The sequence below is a fragment of the Maribrevibacterium harenarium genome, assembly GCF_006385675.1.
In the GTDB taxonomy this organism is placed as follows: Bacteria; Pseudomonadota; Gammaproteobacteria; order Pseudomonadales; family Marinomonadaceae; genus Marinomonas; species Marinomonas harenarium.
The window spans coordinates 23937-39459 of sequence record NZ_VFRR01000017.1 but is presented as its reverse complement, the minus strand read 5'-3'; the positions used below and the strand labels follow the sequence as shown (position 1 = coordinate 39459).

19 protein-coding genes, 9 tRNA genes and 1 pseudogene are annotated in these 15523 nt (G+C 48.6%); 11 read left to right on the top strand and 18 right to left on the bottom strand.

The window, feature by feature from the left end; all coding sequences use genetic code 11:
* The first annotated feature begins 31 nt into the window (after nt 1-31).
* The gene (locus FJM67_RS10045; RefSeq protein WP_140588940.1) at nt 32-1288 is read left to right on the top strand and encodes an HlyC/CorC family transporter; all 1257 of its coding nucleotides are present in this window, start codon (nt 32-34) and stop codon (nt 1286-1288) included.
* Nucleotides 1289-1303: 15 nt separating this feature from the next.
* Complete coding sequence (locus FJM67_RS10040) at nt 1304-1849, top strand: NUDIX hydrolase (protein WP_140588938.1); 546 nt, start codon at nt 1304-1306, stop codon at nt 1847-1849.
* Between the two features lie 10 nt (nt 1850-1859).
* Here FJM67_RS10040 and FJM67_RS10035 read toward each other — a convergent pair whose 3' ends face one another.
* From FJM67_RS10035 to FJM67_RS10000, 9 genes and pseudogenes are all read right to left on the bottom strand, one after another.
* A complete protein-coding gene (locus tag FJM67_RS10035) occupies nt 1860-2720 on the bottom strand; it encodes a DUF72 domain-containing protein (protein WP_140588937.1) in 861 nt (286 codons plus the stop codon).
* A pseudogene (gene greB / locus FJM67_RS10030) lies at nt 2720-3225 on the bottom strand (transcription elongation factor GreB). The gene FJM67_RS10035 and the pseudogene greB overlap by 1 nt, the downstream one beginning before the upstream one ends.
* Nucleotides 3226-3282: 57 nt before the next feature.
* A complete protein-coding gene (locus tag FJM67_RS10025; protein ID WP_140588935.1) occupies nt 3283-4110 on the bottom strand; it encodes a mechanosensitive ion channel family protein in 828 nt (275 codons plus the stop codon).
* A gap of 37 nt (nt 4111-4147) precedes the next feature.
* Nucleotides 4148-4516, bottom strand: a complete 369-nt coding sequence (locus FJM67_RS10020) for a hypothetical protein (RefSeq protein WP_140588933.1) — start codon at nt 4514-4516, stop codon at nt 4148-4150.
* Nucleotides 4517-4525: 9 nt separating this feature from the next.
* Nucleotides 4526-4996, bottom strand: a complete 471-nt coding sequence (locus FJM67_RS10015; RefSeq protein ID WP_140588931.1) for a DUF2489 domain-containing protein — start codon at nt 4994-4996, stop codon at nt 4526-4528.
* A gap of 141 nt (nt 4997-5137) precedes the next feature.
* Nucleotides 5138-5251 (bottom strand): cytochrome c oxidase subunit CcoM, encoded by a 114-nt coding sequence (gene ccoM, locus FJM67_RS17915; RefSeq protein ID WP_328591929.1) that lies wholly within the window; start codon nt 5249-5251, stop codon nt 5138-5140.
* Between the two features lie 71 nt (nt 5252-5322).
* Nucleotides 5323-6126, bottom strand: coding sequence for an inositol monophosphatase family protein (locus tag FJM67_RS10010; RefSeq protein WP_140588928.1), 804 nt, complete (start codon nt 6124-6126; stop codon nt 5323-5325).
* A 9-nt stretch (nt 6127-6135) separates the two neighbouring features.
* Nucleotides 6136-6804: an alpha/beta hydrolase gene (locus FJM67_RS10005; RefSeq protein ID WP_140588926.1), complete on the bottom strand. Its 669-nt coding sequence runs from the start codon at nt 6802-6804 to the stop codon at nt 6136-6138.
* A gap of 60 nt (nt 6805-6864) precedes the next feature.
* Nucleotides 6865-7842 (bottom strand): hypothetical protein, encoded by a 978-nt coding sequence (locus tag FJM67_RS10000; protein ID WP_140588924.1) that lies wholly within the window; start codon nt 7840-7842, stop codon nt 6865-6867.
* A gap of 186 nt (nt 7843-8028) precedes the next feature.
* Between FJM67_RS10000 and FJM67_RS17515 the strand changes: the two genes are divergently transcribed.
* The 8 genes from FJM67_RS17515 (at nt 8029) to FJM67_RS09970 (ending at nt 12040) form a co-directional block, all read left to right on the top strand.
* Complete coding sequence (locus tag FJM67_RS17515) at nt 8029-8193, top strand: hypothetical protein (RefSeq protein ID WP_181161471.1); 165 nt, start codon at nt 8029-8031, stop codon at nt 8191-8193.
* Between the two features lie 17 nt (nt 8194-8210).
* Nucleotides 8211-8831: an LPP20 family lipoprotein gene (locus tag FJM67_RS09995; RefSeq protein ID WP_140588922.1), complete on the top strand. Its 621-nt coding sequence runs from the start codon at nt 8211-8213 to the stop codon at nt 8829-8831.
* Complete coding sequence (locus FJM67_RS09990) at nt 8831-10027, top strand: flagellar assembly protein FlgT (RefSeq protein ID WP_140588920.1); 1197 nt, start codon at nt 8831-8833, stop codon at nt 10025-10027. The genes FJM67_RS09995 and FJM67_RS09990 overlap by 1 nt, the downstream gene beginning before the upstream one ends.
* Nucleotides 10028-10078: 51 nt before the next feature.
* The gene (locus tag FJM67_RS09985; protein ID WP_140588918.1) at nt 10079-10306 is read left to right on the top strand and encodes a cell division protein ZapB; all 228 of its coding nucleotides are present in this window, start codon (nt 10079-10081) and stop codon (nt 10304-10306) included.
* A 1-nt stretch (nt 10307) separates the two neighbouring features.
* The gene (locus FJM67_RS09980; protein ID WP_140588915.1) at nt 10308-10775 is read left to right on the top strand and encodes a hypothetical protein; all 468 of its coding nucleotides are present in this window, start codon (nt 10308-10310) and stop codon (nt 10773-10775) included.
* A 3-nt stretch (nt 10776-10778) separates the two neighbouring features.
* Nucleotides 10779-10940, top strand: a complete 162-nt coding sequence (locus tag FJM67_RS17510) for a hypothetical protein (protein WP_181161470.1) — start codon at nt 10779-10781, stop codon at nt 10938-10940.
* A gap of 11 nt (nt 10941-10951) precedes the next feature.
* A complete protein-coding gene (locus FJM67_RS09975) occupies nt 10952-11905 on the top strand; it encodes a ProQ/FINO family protein (protein WP_140588913.1) in 954 nt (317 codons plus the stop codon).
* Between the two features lie 51 nt (nt 11906-11956).
* Nucleotides 11957-12040 (top strand) — tRNA-Tyr (locus FJM67_RS09970).
* A 269-nt stretch (nt 12041-12309) separates the two neighbouring features.
* Here the strand turns inward: FJM67_RS09970 and FJM67_RS09965 are convergent.
* From FJM67_RS09965 to FJM67_RS09925, 9 genes are all read right to left on the bottom strand, one after another.
* Nucleotides 12310-12385, bottom strand: a tRNA-Lys gene (locus FJM67_RS09965).
* Between the two features lie 29 nt (nt 12386-12414).
* Nucleotides 12415-12491: transfer RNA gene (locus FJM67_RS09960), tRNA-Pro, on the bottom strand.
* 1 nt (nt 12492) lies between these two features.
* A tRNA-Asn gene (locus tag FJM67_RS09955) sits at nt 12493-12568 on the bottom strand.
* An 18-nt stretch (nt 12569-12586) separates the two neighbouring features.
* Nucleotides 12587-12662 (bottom strand) — tRNA-Lys (locus tag FJM67_RS09950).
* Between the two features lie 13 nt (nt 12663-12675).
* Nucleotides 12676-12751: transfer RNA gene (locus FJM67_RS09945), tRNA-His, on the bottom strand.
* A 22-nt stretch (nt 12752-12773) separates the two neighbouring features.
* Nucleotides 12774-12850 (bottom strand) — tRNA-Pro (locus tag FJM67_RS09940).
* Between the two features lies 1 nt (nt 12851).
* Nucleotides 12852-12927: transfer RNA gene (locus FJM67_RS09935), tRNA-Asn, on the bottom strand.
* A gap of 40 nt (nt 12928-12967) precedes the next feature.
* Nucleotides 12968-13058: transfer RNA gene (locus tag FJM67_RS09930), tRNA-Ser, on the bottom strand.
* Nucleotides 13059-13111: 53 nt separating this feature from the next.
* Nucleotides 13112-14176, bottom strand: a complete 1065-nt coding sequence (locus FJM67_RS09925) for a polysaccharide deacetylase family protein (RefSeq protein ID WP_235890033.1) — start codon at nt 14174-14176, stop codon at nt 13112-13114.
* A 151-nt stretch (nt 14177-14327) separates the two neighbouring features.
* Between FJM67_RS09925 and FJM67_RS09920 the strand changes: the two genes are divergently transcribed.
* Entirely contained in the window at nt 14328-15521 is a 1194-nt protein-coding gene (locus FJM67_RS09920) for a glycine C-acetyltransferase (protein WP_140588909.1), read from the top strand.
* Nucleotides 15522-15523 lie beyond the last annotated feature (2 nt).

Here is a 15523-nt window from a genome sequence, read left to right as displayed (position 1 = left end):
GACTATCTTAACTAATTGAGGCTGATTTTTTTTGAACGACGTTCCCTTAAGTATTCTCGGCGGAATACTGTTTTCACTTATCCTCTTCTCGGCGTTTTTCTCCAGCTCAGAAACGGGCATGTTGTCGATCAACAAATATCGGCTCAAACACTTGGTTAAAAATGGCAACAAGTCAGCCGCCCGCGTTAGCAAACTACTAGAGCGGCCAGATCGCTTGATTGGCATTATCCTAATTGGTAATAACTTCGTTAATATTTTGGCGTCCGCTATTGCTACCATTATTGCCGTGCGCATTTGGGGCGACGCTGGTGTTGCCATCGCTACCGGCGCGCTTACCTTAATTGTGTTAATTTTTGCCGAAGTGACCCCAAAAACATTGGCTACTATCCACCCGGAAAAGATCGCCTTTCCTGCTTCTTGGGTTTTGTCACTGCTACTGAAAGTACTCTATCCTCTAGTGGTCGTGGTGAATACTCTCTCCAACGGCTTGCTGCGCATCTTCGGCATTCATCATCATCAAAGTGATAACGATAAACTCAACTCTGAAGAGTTGCGCACCATAGTGAATGAGGCCAGCGGCTTGATCCCCGCAGCCCACCAAGAAATGCTGCTCTCTATACTAGATTTGGAGAAAGTATCTGTAGAAGACATTATGGTGCCCCGTAACGAGGTTGTTGGTATTGATATCGAGGACTCGATAGAAGAAATCATCGAGCAGATTTGTCAGTCGCGCCACACTCGTATGCCGGTATATAACGGCGAGATCAATAAGGTAATCGGCATTCTTCACGCCCGTCACGCGGCGCAGTTCCTACGTGAACCAAACCCAACCAAAGCTTCTTTACTGAAGGCGACGCTAGAGCCTTACTTCATCCCGGAAAGCACTTCTTTGAATACGGTATTGCTAAACTTCCAGAAAGATCACCAACAAATGGGGATCGTGGTTGACGAATACGGCGATGTACAGGGTATTGCCGCACTGGAAGACGTTCTGGAAGAAATTGTTGGTGAGTTCACTCCGCCACAACAGGACGAAGAAGAAGAGATTCAAACTCTCGAAGATGGCTCCTTCCGTATCGAGGGAACCACCCATATTCGTGATATTAACAAAGCCTTGAATTGGCATTTGCCAACCGATGGCCCGAAGACATTAAATGGCCTAATCATCGAAACCCTGGAATTTATTCCGGAACATCCGATCAGTTTACGGGTCGGAAACTATCTGATCGAGATTCAAGAAATCGAGCAGAAAGTGGTGAAATACGCCAAACTTCAGCAACAGCGTTAATATAAGGTAATTGCTATGAGATTCTGCCCCAAATGCGGCCATCAAGTGACGATGGAAATCCCCTCTGGAGATAACCGAGAGCGGGCAGTCTGCCATAACTGTGATTTCATTGATTACGATAACCCGCGCCTCATTACCGGCACCTTGCCTATCTATGACGGCAAAATTTTGTTGTGCAAGCGCAATATCGAACCACGCCTAGGTTATTGGACGTTACCTGCGGGATTTATGGAAAATGGTGAAACCACCGCAGAAGGGGCCCTACGGGAAACCTTAGAAGAAACCGGCGCCACCGCAGTCACAACCGCCCCATACTGCCTAATCAGCATCCCACGAATCAACCAAGTTCATCTGTTTTACTTAGCAAGTCTGCCGCAGCCAAATTTCCATGCAACGGAAGAAAGCTCAGAAGTCGCCCTATTTGAGCTAAAAGACATTCCTTGGGATGAGATTGCCTTTTCTAGTGTCGCCAAAGCATTGGCTTACTATGTTGAAGATAGCAAGACAGGGCACTTTCCATTCCATGAAGACTTGATTACGTTTAATAGTGTAGGCAAGTAGAACCGTCTGCTTAAATTAAGCTAATTTGCTCCGGCTTATCAGACAACCGAATCACTGCTCTCGGCAAAACTACTTGGGAGCCAATGCGCTGCTCAAGCATTTGCGCCAGTAGCGGTGCGTCGTTATTGTCGGAAGAATGCACAAACACATAGGGCTCACGTCCTTCCCTAAGCCAAGCACTTATTTTCGTCGCCCATTCATTCAGCCAAGGCTCGTTGCGACTTAATTCTGGGTGCCCTATAAAACGCACTACTGGTGACCGCGCCGTTGCCACCGCATGGCAAGGCACACGGGGCTTCTTGGCCTGAGCATCTTTCAACCCCTCATCGTATGCGGGCGTTGAAAATACCGGACGCGAGTCCATTACCACCCGATTCGCACCATGATCACGCAACATACGCAATAACGCTACTTCACTGTCGCCTTTCTCAAAGAAGGCAAGATGACGCACTTCTACACTCAACGGCACGGACAAACACCAAGCCGCGACTAGAGACTCAATCACCGCTAAATGCTGTGGCCCCACTTGCGCTGGAAACTGCAACATCACCGGCCCGAGTTTATCCGCAAGGGGCGCAAGGCGATCCATAAATCCCTGCCACAAGCCTAAGAGCTGCGCTGGGGAATGATCATCTAAGTGATGGGAGATCGTCTGCGGCGCCTTAAAGACAAAGCGAAAATCGTCCGGCACCGCGTCGTACCATTGCTGTAGTTGAGCTGGCGCCACATCTGCATAAAAGGTGCTGCCCACTTCGACACTGTTAAACACACTGGCGTAATGACTTAGCCGCTCCGTAGCTGAGGCTGAACGGGGGTAAATCCAATCACGCCACTGGCCGTGATGCCATTGCGCCATACCAAAGTAGATCATTAGACAAAATCGAAATATTCAATACGCTCAATCGTATAGAGCCTTTCGCCGTGGGCGCGACGCAACATGACCTCATCTCCCTCTTCCTTTTTTAGTAAGGCTCTCGCGACGGGCGAATCAATGCTAATGTAACGCTCATCGTGCTCCAGTTCATCCGCGCCGACAATACGAAAACACTCTTGCTCACCATCTTCATCCTCGATGGTTACCCATGCGCCAAAGAACACCCGTGACTGATCTAGCGGAACTCTATCTACAACCGTGCACTGATCCAACCGTTTCTCTAAATAGCGCACACGGCGATCAATTTCACGCAACATCTTTTTTCCGTAGATTCCTCAGCGTTCTCCGACCGATCGCCAAGAGCAGCGGCCTCACGCACTGACTCTGTAATTGCCGGGCGTTTCTCCTTCCAAAGATGCTTCAGCTCAGCCAAAAGTCGGTCTGCCCCCTCTTTGGTGATATAGGCAGATTTCTTGGGTGCAGGAGGACGATAGCGACTCATAATTCTCGAACCAGTTACAAGGCAGCCCCTAAAATAGGGACTGCCAAATGACGACGTTTAATCTTGCTTGCTTAGATGCACATCCATTTGTGGGAATGGAATGCCGACGCCATTTTCGTCGAAGCAGTATTTGATTTTTTCCAATAGATCGGAGCGTAATGCCCAGTAGTCACCGGAAGCGACCCAAGCACGGACACTGAAGTTTACCGAGCTATCCGCTAATTCAGATACCCAAATGACCGTTGCAGGGTCTTTTAGCACCCGCTCATCTGCATCTAGGATACCTTGAATCAAGTTACGAGCTTGGCGAATATCCGAGTCGTAGCTAATACCAATCACCAAGTCCAAACGACGTGTTGCTTCCCGGGAGAAGTTCACAATCGAGCCGTCCATAATGGTGGAGTTTGGCATGATGATAACGCGGTTGTCGGGGGTTTTGAGGTAGGTATGAAACAGTTCAATGCGGTCTACCGTCCCCATCTGACCACCCGCATCGACGAAATCTCCGGCGCGAAATGGGCGCAGTAGAATGATGAGCACGCCGGACGCAAAGTTAGACAAGGAGCCCTGTAATGCCAAACCCACAGCCAGACCAGCAGCACCCAAAATCGCAATAAAAGAAGTAGTCTGTACGCCGATTTGCCCTAAGGCCATCAGGGTTACTGCGGCAAAAATCAAGGCGTATAGAATACTAGAAGAAAAGCCGGCTACAGCTTTATCCACGTTCGCCTTGAGCATACGTTGCTCGCACCAATGGGCAATTTTATGAGCAATAAATTTACCAATAAAAAAGATTACTATGCCGACAACTAGTCCGACACTCTTTTCCATCACCCAAGGCAGCCAAGCCTGCCCCTGTTCAATTAACGCATTAATATCCTGCATATGTCCTCTTCCCAATTTTCATTATGTGGTTTCGCGCTCACGCATGGTACGCCACTTTATGGCGCCACTCATCCAGCAGACTTTCAAGCTGTAGCATACCCTCCTTGGTGAAGCAGACACAAAGTTTCCCCTGCACTAAACGTGCATTCTTCGTGCAATCCTCGTCGATTTGGGCGCAAGTTAGACGTAGCGCTTCTATGTCTTCATCGTAGGTAACCGTAAAGCCAATAAAGACCTGCCAGTCATATTCACTCAGTTCTCCCGACAGGGCTTGTTCTAATATTCTGACACAATCCTGCTGGGAAACTTGATAATAAGGTAACCGACGCTTTTTCAAAGCAAAGAACAACAGTAACCCAACCAGCAAACAGAATAGCAAAGCTAGGCTAATGATAAACTCCAACATGGATTTGAGTTAATCCGGCATAGGAAAGGAATAGGCTAGCAACACCTGCTTGCCAGCACGCAAGCGTTCTAGCAACTGAGTTTCGTGATTATCCATCTCTAAACGGTATTTCATACGCGCGTTAGCTGGCAGTTGATTCCATTGGTCATGGGTGGGGATGTGTTGGGTTTTGGCTTCTAACTCGTAAAACGCTGACACTGTCTCATGTTCAGAAAAATCGACACTGAGTTGATCGAGTAAATTTTTGATACGAATGGAGGCTTCTGTCCAAGTGAGCTTGTCATCGTCTTCCACGGCTTGCAGCAGAATCCGAATGCTGTCGATACGTTTTTGCCGCTCTTGCTGCACAAATTCACGACCAGCACTGATTTTGGCTTGGCGAAGCTGGTTGACCTTAAGCTGACGCTGAATGAAATAGATCGACACGGCGATAACCGCGAGGCTGGCACAAATGGCCAAAATGAAAGCTGTGGTAGACATGAATCCCCTACATGTAAATAAAAATTTATACGGAGGACATTCTACACTGGCTCAGTTATGGGTCACAGGCTAAGCAATAAAAAAGCCAAGCTAAGAATGGTTATCTCAGCTTGGCTTCGATATCTGTATGAAAATGGCGACTTATTTCTTTTCTTTACTGATACGGCGGTAAGCAATCACGCCAAACACACCTAAGAATCCAACCATTAGGCCTACAGTAATCACGCCTGCTAATACAACATCATCTAAAAACATAATGTTTCCTCCTCTTTGAATTAGGTCTAACTCTAGAGGAATCCGAATGGCGCGAGCTGACCTAGATCAGCTTATTTTTTGCACTTTTGCAATATCTCTAATATAGACTGATACAGGTCAGCAGATACCACTAAAAGGTGATCTCCATTTAACTCTAGGGGCCACTCGGCACGCTGTTTGCCAAAGGCTCCAACCACCGCACCAGCTTCTGTGGCGATCAAGGCTCCAGCAGCCATATCCCAAGGTTTCACCGACTCGTAGTAGCCGTCCAAGACCCCTTCCGCTACGCCACACAAATCCAGCGCAGCCGAACCGTTACGGCGAATATCTTGGCAATGGGTTAGGATTTCACGCACATACCCGAGCAGCTCATCTAGGTTATCCCGTACATAGGGAAATCCCGTTGCTATCACAGCGTTGCGCAGCGCTTTACCGCTGGCGGCTGCTAAGGGTTGATCATTACAAAAAGCACCTTGCCCTTTGGCGGCCCAATATTGCTTATGCAGGAACGGCGCCTCAACCACTCCCACGCGTCGCTGCCCACCTTGATATACCCCGATTGATACCGCCACATGCTCCAAGCCTTGGGCAAAATTCACCGTACCATCAATGGGGTCAATCACCCAGACAACTTGGTCAGACTCTGGGTCAAGCAGCGTGGCAGGAGAAGACTCTTCAGAAAAAATCACGTGGCTTGGATACGTCTTGGAAATCTCATCAACCAAAAATTTATCCACTGCCAAATCCGTGGAGGTCACCAGTTCATGACCACTTTTAAATTCTCGATCAAAGCCGTCATTTGCCCGAGCCTGACGGATTATATCTCCAGCTTGGGATGCCAAAGATCGGGCAAAGGTTAACCATTGCTGCTGCATGCTATTTCCTCAGATCAGAATGCTGCCAACCCAGTCTCGCAAATCTTGTACTTGCGCAGGGCATACCGCGTGGGGCATTGGGTAAGTTTTGTAGGTTACTGGGTAGCCTTGTCGCTGCAATAGCGTTTGGGCACGCTCACCCAATTCCGGCACCACCACCGGATCATAGGTACCATGATGAATGCAAAATGGCGTTGCACCATTGGCATTATTCGCGGCGCTGGTTAGGGCATCTGGCGCGGCAAGGTAGGTAGACAAAGCCAGCACCGCCGCTAATTTACGCCCAGAATTTAACGCGTAGTCGTAGGCGATCACGCCCCCTTGAGAGAAGCCCGCAATCACAATACGCTCGGAGGGCACGCCTGCGGCGACCAGCTCATCCACCAATTCATCAATCTGCTGGCGCGATTCCAGAATGTTCGCCATATCCACCTTACGGTCGAGGCTCATTTCCAAAATATCGTACCAAGCCCGCATTTTCATTCCACCATTGATGGTGACGGATCGCATTGGTGCGTGAGGAAAGATAAAGCGAACCGACGAGTCGAGCCGAAGCTCAGGCGCTAACCCCGCAAAGTCATTACCATCGGCTCCGAGGCCATGCAACCAAATCACACCGTATTGGGGCGCTTGATCTGGATTAGTATCCATCTGAATATATTGAAGTGTTGGCGTCACGCTAATTCTCCACAAAAATTTTCTAGCATAATGACGCCAAGACTATCACAACTCAGCCATTTAATGAGACTGTGGCAATACCATACTCATCACACGCTGATGCTCATTTAATTCAAACAAGACATCACAGTGTTTCGGCATCTCAGCAATCATACGCTTGGTGATACGCTCAAAATAATGCATAAAACCACGCAACTCTTGCTCAGACATTAGCTGTAAGTCCAACGTATCTAGGATCCCGCCATGAATATCATGGAGATGTGCCTCTAACATACGCTCCTGTTTGTTACGCCAGTCGTACACCACATCGAAACTCGGTGGCTGCATCCAACACTGAATATCAATTCGAGAGAATAGCTTCGTATAATCCTCCGCCAAAGCGCGATTCACCCCATGACGCCAGTGACCATCAACATCTAACTGCGCCTCTAGGGAATTGAGCGGCTCTGACAAACTCCCATCTGGGGCGGCATTGGCTCCCACACACCACCCCTCAAATAAGATCACATCAACCGGCCCCACTACCTCCGTCCATTTATGAACTGGTTTGCGGTCATCGAGGGATTTATCAAAGGTCGGCACAAACATAACTTCATCCCGGCACAAATGACAAAGACGCTCGAAAATCATCTCAGCCAACATCACATCGTGGGTTCCTGGCACGCCGCGGGTCGCAAATAGCGGATGGATTTGCTCCGCATGGTGGCGCCGCTCTGCACGAGTGTAGTAAAGGTCATCGAGACTCACTACCACGGTATTTAGGTTAAATCCTTTCGTTAAGATATGACTTACCACCGTTGCAAAAGTGGTCTTGCCACAGCCTTGTGGCCCTCCCATGCCGACCACTAACGTTTTATTTCTGGCGCTAGCATGATGGGCAACCCATTGGGCAAAAGGTAGATAAAGGTCATCTAGGCGCTCTGCCAAAGATGAATCAGCGTAGAGCTGCTGTAGGGTCTGCTCCACATCGAAGCGCAGGCGCGCGGCTAAACTAATTGGTTCTGACATCAAGCTGTAGGTTGTCGGTGTTTTCATCATTCACCCCCATTTGATTGGCACTGCTCTCAGAAGCGTAGCTTATAGGTTACTTTTTAACCAATCTTTTGAAGGACAAAAGAAGCGCGTCAAAACCTATACGAAAACCCCGTCATTACCGTAAAATGGCTTAAGTTGTGAGCAGATTCACCGAAAACACTAGGTATGTGATATTGTTTGAGGCAGAAAATGAAGCCATTAATACTCTTGTTAACGACACTGGTGCTATCGGGATGTACCTACAACCACTACTATCAGGGGGACACGGAAATGGTTCCTACCCCTACCAGTGATGCTGCCATGCCGGCTGATATTATTACACCAGGCAAAGTCATCATTTATCGCGTTCACTGATTGAATTTGGAGGCCCCATGAGGCACTTAGGAAAGTTAACTATTGTATTTGGTGTCGCCACACTACTTGCGGCCTGTAGCGGCGGCCCTCGCCCAACCTTCGATTGCAACTCAGTTGCCCCATGCAATGACAGCGTAGTCACCAACTCCCAAGGCGGTAGCACTATGGCGGGGCGAGATATCGAGATTGTCGATGTGGTGCCACGCGATCCTATCATTGTCAATGCGACGGGCTATTCCGCACCCATCACCTCGAAAAACATGTCTAAGCCCCAAGCTCGCTTGATGGCTTTGCGTGGCTCGAAGCTCGACGCTTATCGTAATCTCTCTGAACGGGTATACGGCTTAAAAATCGACGGCACCAGCTCCCTTAGCAATCTTATGATGCAACACGATGAATTGCGCACTTACGTAGATGCCTACTTGGTTGGGGCAAAAGTGATTTCCCAACGGGAACTGGAAGACGGCACCTTTGAAACCGTGGTAGAAATGGCCTTGCAAGAAAACTTCCGCCAGTGCGTTAGCTCCCCTAGCAGTATCTTGAGCAACCCTGGCTGTCAGATCCGCTCCGGCAGCCAAAATACAGGCGTGAACAGTTCCTACACTTCCCAACCTAGCAACTTCTATACGGTTGAATAATGCGTTTAAGCTGGCTTACTCTCACTTTTGCTCTGCTACTTGCTCTGCCCGCTGTTGGCGACACTATTGAAGCCCGCGGACAAGCCGTAATCTACAACGGCGATGTGGCCGATGCCCGCTATCGTGCTACCCAACAGGCAATCAAACAAGCCGTACTACAAGCCAGTAGCCGGGTGCGGGCTAATGAACGGCTAAACAACGGGGAAGTCGACTCCTCCGTAGTAGTGCAAAGTGGCGGTGCGACCAAAAATGCCAATATCATCGCGGAAAGTATCGACGGCGATTTCCTGAGTCTAACCATCAGTGTAGACGTAAGCCCAGAGGCCATGTGTGACAATGGCACTACCAACCTTTATCGCAAATTTGTCGGCGTCACAGGCTTTGCGTTGCAGACGCCACAACAGGCTTCTTTGGGCAACTTGCATGATATTACGCGCTTACTTCCTAAAAGCTTAGTGGATGAAATCAATCGCCAAGGCTATCTTCGGGCGCTCTCGGCAACCAATATCACCATGTACCCAGATCTGATTAACGCTCCCACCTCTACTAACTACGATGGCTCCCTCACCGATGTTGCCCGAATTGGTGAAGAGCTAGGGGTTCAGTACGTAGTCAGTGGCGTGATTCGAGATATTGGCGAGTTATACCCCAAACACCCTGATCAAAAAACGCCATTAAATAGCCTCTTGAGTTGGGCCAACAAAGAAGATCACCAGCGCAACTTTGTTGTCGACATCTATGTTTATGATGGGTTTAGTGGCGCCCTCATTTTTGAGGATCGGGTGCAAGAAGTGGGAGAGTGGGATATTTCCGAACGGGAAAAAATTGGTTTCGGCAGTGGCCGTTTCTGGACCACCCATTATGGCAGAGTAGTCGCTCAAGCTCTCTGGGCTAGCGCTCTCGATACCAGCGACAAGCTACGCTGCCAACCTTTTGTGGCCAACATTTTTCGTACCGAAGGCAACAAGATCCATATCTCTGCCGGCTCATTGGCCGGAATCAAACAGGGAGACCAGTTTCAAGTGTTCCGGCGCTACGAAATATTTGACCAAATGCAGACCCCGCAAACCCAGCTCAACAATGCCAACATCAATGTCACTATCACTCAGGTACAACCCAACTTTGCCATTGGTGAGCTTAGTGTAGACGCGCGGGTACTAAATGTTCAGCAACAAGATGTTGTTATCGCGTGGTAAATCCATACAATCAGCAGAATTAACGCAACAAACAGCCATAAGGCAGTATTTATGAATAACGAACTACTACACCACCTAGAACAACGTATTAATGGCGCAGTTGAAGAGATCCAAACTCTAAGACAACGTATTTCCGAGTTGGAAATGCAAAATTACGAACTTTCCGAAGAGCGCGATGAACTTAAAACTCAACTCAATGAAGTCGGCGAAAAACACAGCAATTGGGAAAATTCTCTGTCCAATATGTTGAATCGCCTTAACCAACTGGATCACAACTAAGATGAAAAAGATTGTTGCAGCTGCCCTCGTACTGGGAGCCACCAGCGCGTCGGCCGCTGGACAATTTTCTACACTTATCACTTATGATGCGGTGTTTAGCCAGCCATCCACTGCTACCGGCACGACCACCACGGTACTCAACACCGCCGTAGAATATGTGTTTCCCCGCAGTTTATCACTCTACGGTGGCTTCGCATTCATTATGCGGGACAGCTTTGAAAGCGCAATCAACTATGGTGTGCGCTTTTATAGCCCTACACCCTTGTTTAATTGGGGCGGTAGCACCCCAGTGTGGAGTTATTTAGGCCTAGGCTACTACTTGGTAGACAATAATGCTTACTACCCAGAAGCAGGCTTACGTGTCGCAACCTCCAATAACACCCGCATGGATATTTTTCTCAAAGTCTTTAATAGTGACAACACAGCCTACGACAAAATGGCGACTATTGGCGTTGGACTCGCTTTTTAGCTTATGAAACTTTTCTCTACTTTGCTCGTGGTGCTGGCTGCATTTGGCGCTTATCGTTGGTGGCTACACAACCCATTTACCACCATTGTTATGCCCACCGAACAACAGAGACATGAAATGGTCGGACGTGCCAATACTCCTTCCGTGCCATTGAATCCGCTATAGGGACGCTCCTCATGGATCAACTTATCAAAACGCTGGAACAGCGTATAGAAACGCTTCTAACAGCACTGAGCGAGGCTCATGAAGAAATCCAGCGCTTACGCTCTCTGAGCGCAACATCACCGACTCCAGTTACTCCACAAGCGGCACAGCCAGACCTGCTGGCACAGCCATTGAAGCGCTCTACTGAAGACCGGTTACAACTCTACATAGAAGAATCCCTTGACCTACTTCCACTAAATCCCGAGGATGGTCATAACAACGCGGGAGATACCGAGAATCAGCTTTGCTTTGATCTTGGCATGACGGCACCAAGCGCCAATCTTCCAGAGACATTCACTAATCAATCAATCGAAACCATGACCCAAGAAAATCAAACTATCGCGCCAGAGGCCTCTGAACAGCTACTTTCTGAAGATGCCAACCAGGAAGCGATCAATGACACCACGACAACTTTAAGCGCTGAACAAAAACGCCGCCAAAAGAACCAGAAAAACAACCGTCGCTTGATTCGCCTACTGGAAGAACGCTACCCGAAAGCGTTTGACTGGAACAATCCTCGCCCGCTGAAAGTAGGGATCGATAAGGACATGGAACTCGATGATAACTTCAACGCCAGTAAGCAGCGCCGTGCCCTAGCCACCTATACGCGCTCTGACCGCTATAAAAAGTGCCTACTTACCGGACAACCGCGCATTGACCTAAATGGCACGCCAGTAAGCGATGAGCCTGCTCTACCTAACACTACACCGACTCCTGCTGGTAAGGTTGAGAAGCGCGCCCCAGCAGCAATGAAAATGAAGAAGTCACGCCCACAACCCACTAATAAGCGTAACCAAAGCACCCAAACCAAACCAACCAGCAACAAAGCCACAAAAATTGCTGCTGAAAAGGACGACCCGTTTGCCAATCTTTCTGCTGAAGAGCGCATGAAAGCCAAATTAGAGAAATTACTCGGCAAGCACTAAAAAAGGCTTTACATTACAAGGCGAGGCAAGTACTATTTGCCCCGCTCTTGTGGAGGGGTTCCCGAGTGGCCAAAGGGAGCAGATTGTAAATCTGCCACGAAAGTTTCGGTGGTTCGAATCCACCTCCCTCCACCATTTCTTTTTTCTACATCCGTAGACACCTCATTTAAGCCAAACACTCAAATCTAGATCGCACCCAATCAAAGTCGGCAGCTATTTAATCAACACCAAAATCACCCGCCACACCAAGCACACCAAATCAAAACACCACTTCAGTGCACCCATAAACCTTATGGGCAACCAAAGGCAGCAACAGACACCAAAACATCTGAAAATTAGCGATTAGCGATTAGCGATTAGCGATTAGAAAATACTAGAGAAGAAAGAGAAAAGAAGAGAAAGAATGGTGGGTCGTACTGGATTCGAACCAGTGACCAATTGATTAAAAGTCAACTGCTCTACCAACTGAGCTAACGACCCATTCTTGTGAGAAAAATCTCGTGACCTGATGGTCGGAGTAGAGGGATTCGAACCCCCGACATCCTGCTCCCAAAGCAGGCGCGCTACCAGACTGCGCTATACTCCGATGGCTCCCTGAACTGGACTCGAACCAGTGACCCAATGATTAACAGTCATTTGCTCTACCAACTGAGCTATCAGGGAATTAATATCAGAGAAAGTTGGTGGGTCGTACTGGATTCGAACCAGTGACCAATTGATTAAAAGTCAACTGCTCTACCAACTGAGCTAACGACCCAACAAGGAGGTAATGGGGTGGACGATGGGGCTCGAACCCACGACCGATGGAATCACAATCCATAGCTCTACCAACTGAGCTACGCCCACCATTACCATTAGACTAAATTAGTGGTCGGAGTAGAGGGATTCGAACCCCCGACATCCTGCTCCCAAAGCAGGCGCGCTACCAGACTGCGCTATACTCCGATGGCTCCCTGAACTGGACTCGAACCAGTGACCCAATGATTAACAGTCATTTGCTCTACCAACTGAGCTATCAGGGAACAACTAATTTTTCTCACAATTTACTTCACTAAGTGAAGATGGCGGAGGAGGAGAGATTCGAACTCTCGGAAGGCTACTAACCTTCGCCGGTTTTCAAGACCGGTGCATTAAACCGCTCTGCCACCCCTCCGTTGCGAGCGAGGTGTATATTACGGATTTGAAATTTCTGTGCAACACTTTTTTTTAAAATTTTTCGTTTTTTTCGCTTACGTAACCCTCATCCCCTTTTGGCTTAATCCAAACGTTAGAAAACCAATAATAGTGGCGACCTGTCTTATCAGGCATAGTGCAGTTTATGCGGCTACGGCCTGCACGGAAGGGGCGCTCAGCAACGACTTTCACCGTCAACTCATCAAGCCAGATAAGCTCTGCCTGATTTTGCCCAGACACATAACAGGCAAGCTCTTTAAAGCGATAGCCAGTCTTATCGAACTGCATCGTCATACTCACTGGCTCCTGCCCTGCATATAGCCCACCTACTTGAGTATCGATAAGAGGCATTGGCTTAGCATTTAGCTTGGTTTTCAAGGTCGCTAACTTGGCATAATGGCCCGCAGCGGGAAAGCGGGGCAAATTGGCAAAATCTGATCCTTGATAAACCACTCCCGACTGTTGCCCGAAACCAATTATCCCTCGGTCTGTTACGTACTCCTGAATTTGGGCATCGGATTCACCATACGGATACGCTAGCATTTTTGGAGACTCACCCAATTGAGTCGTTAGCGCGGTTTCCACTTGCTCTATTTCATGGGTAATGCGAGACCACCATGCCTCAACCGTTTCCCCTTGCTCCAAACGCAGTAGATAAGGGTGACCTACGGTGTGATTGGCAAACTCCCCACCAAAACGCTGCATTTCCCGCATCTGATCCCAAGTCAGAAAGCTCTTGTTGCCCTGCTCTACTGGCCCGGTATTGATGAATACCGTAAACGGGAAACCACGTTCTTTTAAAATTGGAAAACCTTGTTCATAGATATTGCGATAGGCATCGTCAAAAGTAATCGCTACCGCTTTATCCGGTAACGGCTTACCGGCACGAATATCCGCTAGGGCTTGAGCCAAAGGCAACACCTGAAAATTGGCATCACGGAGGTAATCCATATGCTCGGTAAACTGGGCAGGGGTCACCGAGGTCGAAAAGGGGGCATTATCAGACACGTGGTGATATTGCAAAATCGGCAAATAATCTTGGGCCGATGCGTTTATGGCAGTGGCACACAAGCCTGCCACCGATAATTTTTTCAACATGAAACTCGCTCTCCTAAACATTTCTTACAGTTTACGTGACTCCGCAGCGCTATGACACCAAACTGTTACGGTCGTTTCAGATGGTCACTGCATCTACCCAATCCGGTTAGTTTGTTTCTACACTCAAGGAAAGACATTAGGAGCAAAAATAATGAGAAGCGAATTTTTTCAACGACTACAAAGTGAGCTGGATACCATCAAAACACAAGGCCTGTATAAGGAAGAGAAGACTTTGATTGGCGCACAGGCAGGATTTGTTGCAACCACGACTGCCCCCCAGATGATTAACCTTTGTGCCAATAACTATTTGGGCCTGGCATCTAACCCACAAATCATTGCCGCTGCCCATGAGGCGCTTGATCAATACGGTTTCGGTATGGCATCCGTGCGTTTTATTTGTGGCACCCAAACGATTCATCGCCAGCTTGAACAAGAACTTAGTGACTTTCTTGGCATGGAGGACACCATCCTTTACTCCTCCTGTTTTGATGCCAATGGCGGGCTTTTTGAAACACTACTTGGCGAAGAAGACGCCATTATTAGCGACGCACTGAATCATGCCAGCATCATTGACGGCATTCGTTTATGTAAAGCGCGGCGCTACCGTTACGCCAATAACGACTTACAGGATTTACGCACCCGGCTAGAGCAAGCCAAAGCCGCGGGCGCTCGTACCATTATGATTGTCACTGACGGTGTATTTTCGATGGATGGCACTATTGCTGATCTAGCAGCCATTTGCGACCTCGCCGACCAGTTTGACGCCTTGGTCATGGTTGATGATTCCCATGGCGTAGGCTTTTTGGGAGAGAATGGTCGAGGCAGCCATGAGCACTGTGGTGTTATGGGGCGTGTGGACATCATCACCGGCACCCTAGGTAAGGCCCTAGGTGGCGCCTCAGGTGGTTATACCAGTGCCAAGCAAACGGTCATTGATATGCTAAGACAACGTTCGCGACCATATTTATTCTCTAACAGCTTAGCGCCAATGATTGTGGCAACCAGCCTGACGGCACTAAGATTAATCACCCAGCAGCCACAGCAACGCCAGCAACTGTTCGCGAATGCACGCTTTTTTAGGGAGGCACTTAGCGCTGCTGGCTTCACCTTAAAGCCTGGAGAACACCCCATCATCCCAATTATGATTGGCGATGCCCAGCTCACTCAAAGCCTCGCCCAAGAACTCAATAGTAACGGTGTACTCGTTACCGGTTTTTCGTACCCAGTTGTTCCCTTAAACCAGGCACGTATTCGCACGCAGATGAACGCTAGCCATAGCCAAGCAGACCTCGAAATTGCCGTTGCAGCCTTTACCAATGCCGGCAAAAAATTGGGGATCATCTGATT

What these genes read in the sequence shown, in the direction of transcription:
- FJM67_RS10040 (WP_140588938.1), top strand. Translation starts at nt 1,304, where the DNA reads ATGAGATTCTGCCCCAAATGCGGCCATCAAGTGACGATGGAAATCCCC.
- FJM67_RS10035 (WP_140588937.1), bottom strand. Translation starts at nt 2,720, where the DNA reads ATGATCTACTTTGGTATGGCGCAATGGCATCACGGCCAGTGGCGTGAT.
- FJM67_RS10025 (WP_140588935.1), bottom strand. Translation starts at nt 4,110, where the DNA reads ATGCAGGATATTAATGCGTTAATTGAACAGGGGCAGGCTTGGCTGCCT.
- FJM67_RS10020 (WP_140588933.1), bottom strand. Translation starts at nt 4,516, where the DNA reads ATGTTGGAGTTTATCATTAGCCTAGCTTTGCTATTCTGTTTGCTGGTT.
- FJM67_RS10015 (WP_140588931.1), bottom strand. Translation starts at nt 4,996, where the DNA reads ATGTCTACCACAGCTTTCATTTTGGCCATTTGTGCCAGCCTCGCGGTT.
- ccoM (WP_328591929.1), bottom strand. Translation starts at nt 5,251, where the DNA reads ATGTTTTTAGATGATGTTGTATTAGCAGGCGTGATTACTGTAGGCCTA.
- FJM67_RS10010 (WP_140588928.1), bottom strand. Translation starts at nt 6,126, where the DNA reads ATGCAGCAGCAATGGTTAACCTTTGCCCGATCTTTGGCATCCCAAGCT.
- FJM67_RS10000 (WP_140588924.1), bottom strand. Translation starts at nt 7,842, where the DNA reads ATGATGAAAACACCGACAACCTACAGCTTGATGTCAGAACCAATTAGT.
- FJM67_RS17515 (WP_181161471.1), top strand. Translation starts at nt 8,029, where the DNA reads ATGAAGCCATTAATACTCTTGTTAACGACACTGGTGCTATCGGGATGT.
- FJM67_RS09995 (WP_140588922.1), top strand. Translation starts at nt 8,211, where the DNA reads ATGAGGCACTTAGGAAAGTTAACTATTGTATTTGGTGTCGCCACACTA.
- FJM67_RS09990 (WP_140588920.1), top strand. Translation starts at nt 8,831, where the DNA reads ATGCGTTTAAGCTGGCTTACTCTCACTTTTGCTCTGCTACTTGCTCTG.
- FJM67_RS09985 (WP_140588918.1), top strand. Translation starts at nt 10,079, where the DNA reads ATGAATAACGAACTACTACACCACCTAGAACAACGTATTAATGGCGCA.
- FJM67_RS09980 (WP_140588915.1), top strand. Translation starts at nt 10,308, where the DNA reads ATGAAAAAGATTGTTGCAGCTGCCCTCGTACTGGGAGCCACCAGCGCG.
- FJM67_RS17510 (WP_181161470.1), top strand. Translation starts at nt 10,779, where the DNA reads ATGAAACTTTTCTCTACTTTGCTCGTGGTGCTGGCTGCATTTGGCGCT.
- FJM67_RS09975 (WP_140588913.1), top strand. Translation starts at nt 10,952, where the DNA reads ATGGATCAACTTATCAAAACGCTGGAACAGCGTATAGAAACGCTTCTA.
- FJM67_RS09925 (WP_235890033.1), bottom strand. Translation starts at nt 14,176, where the DNA reads ATGTTGAAAAAATTATCGGTGGCAGGCTTGTGTGCCACTGCCATAAAC.
- FJM67_RS09920 (WP_140588909.1), top strand. Translation starts at nt 14,328, where the DNA reads ATGAGAAGCGAATTTTTTCAACGACTACAAAGTGAGCTGGATACCATC.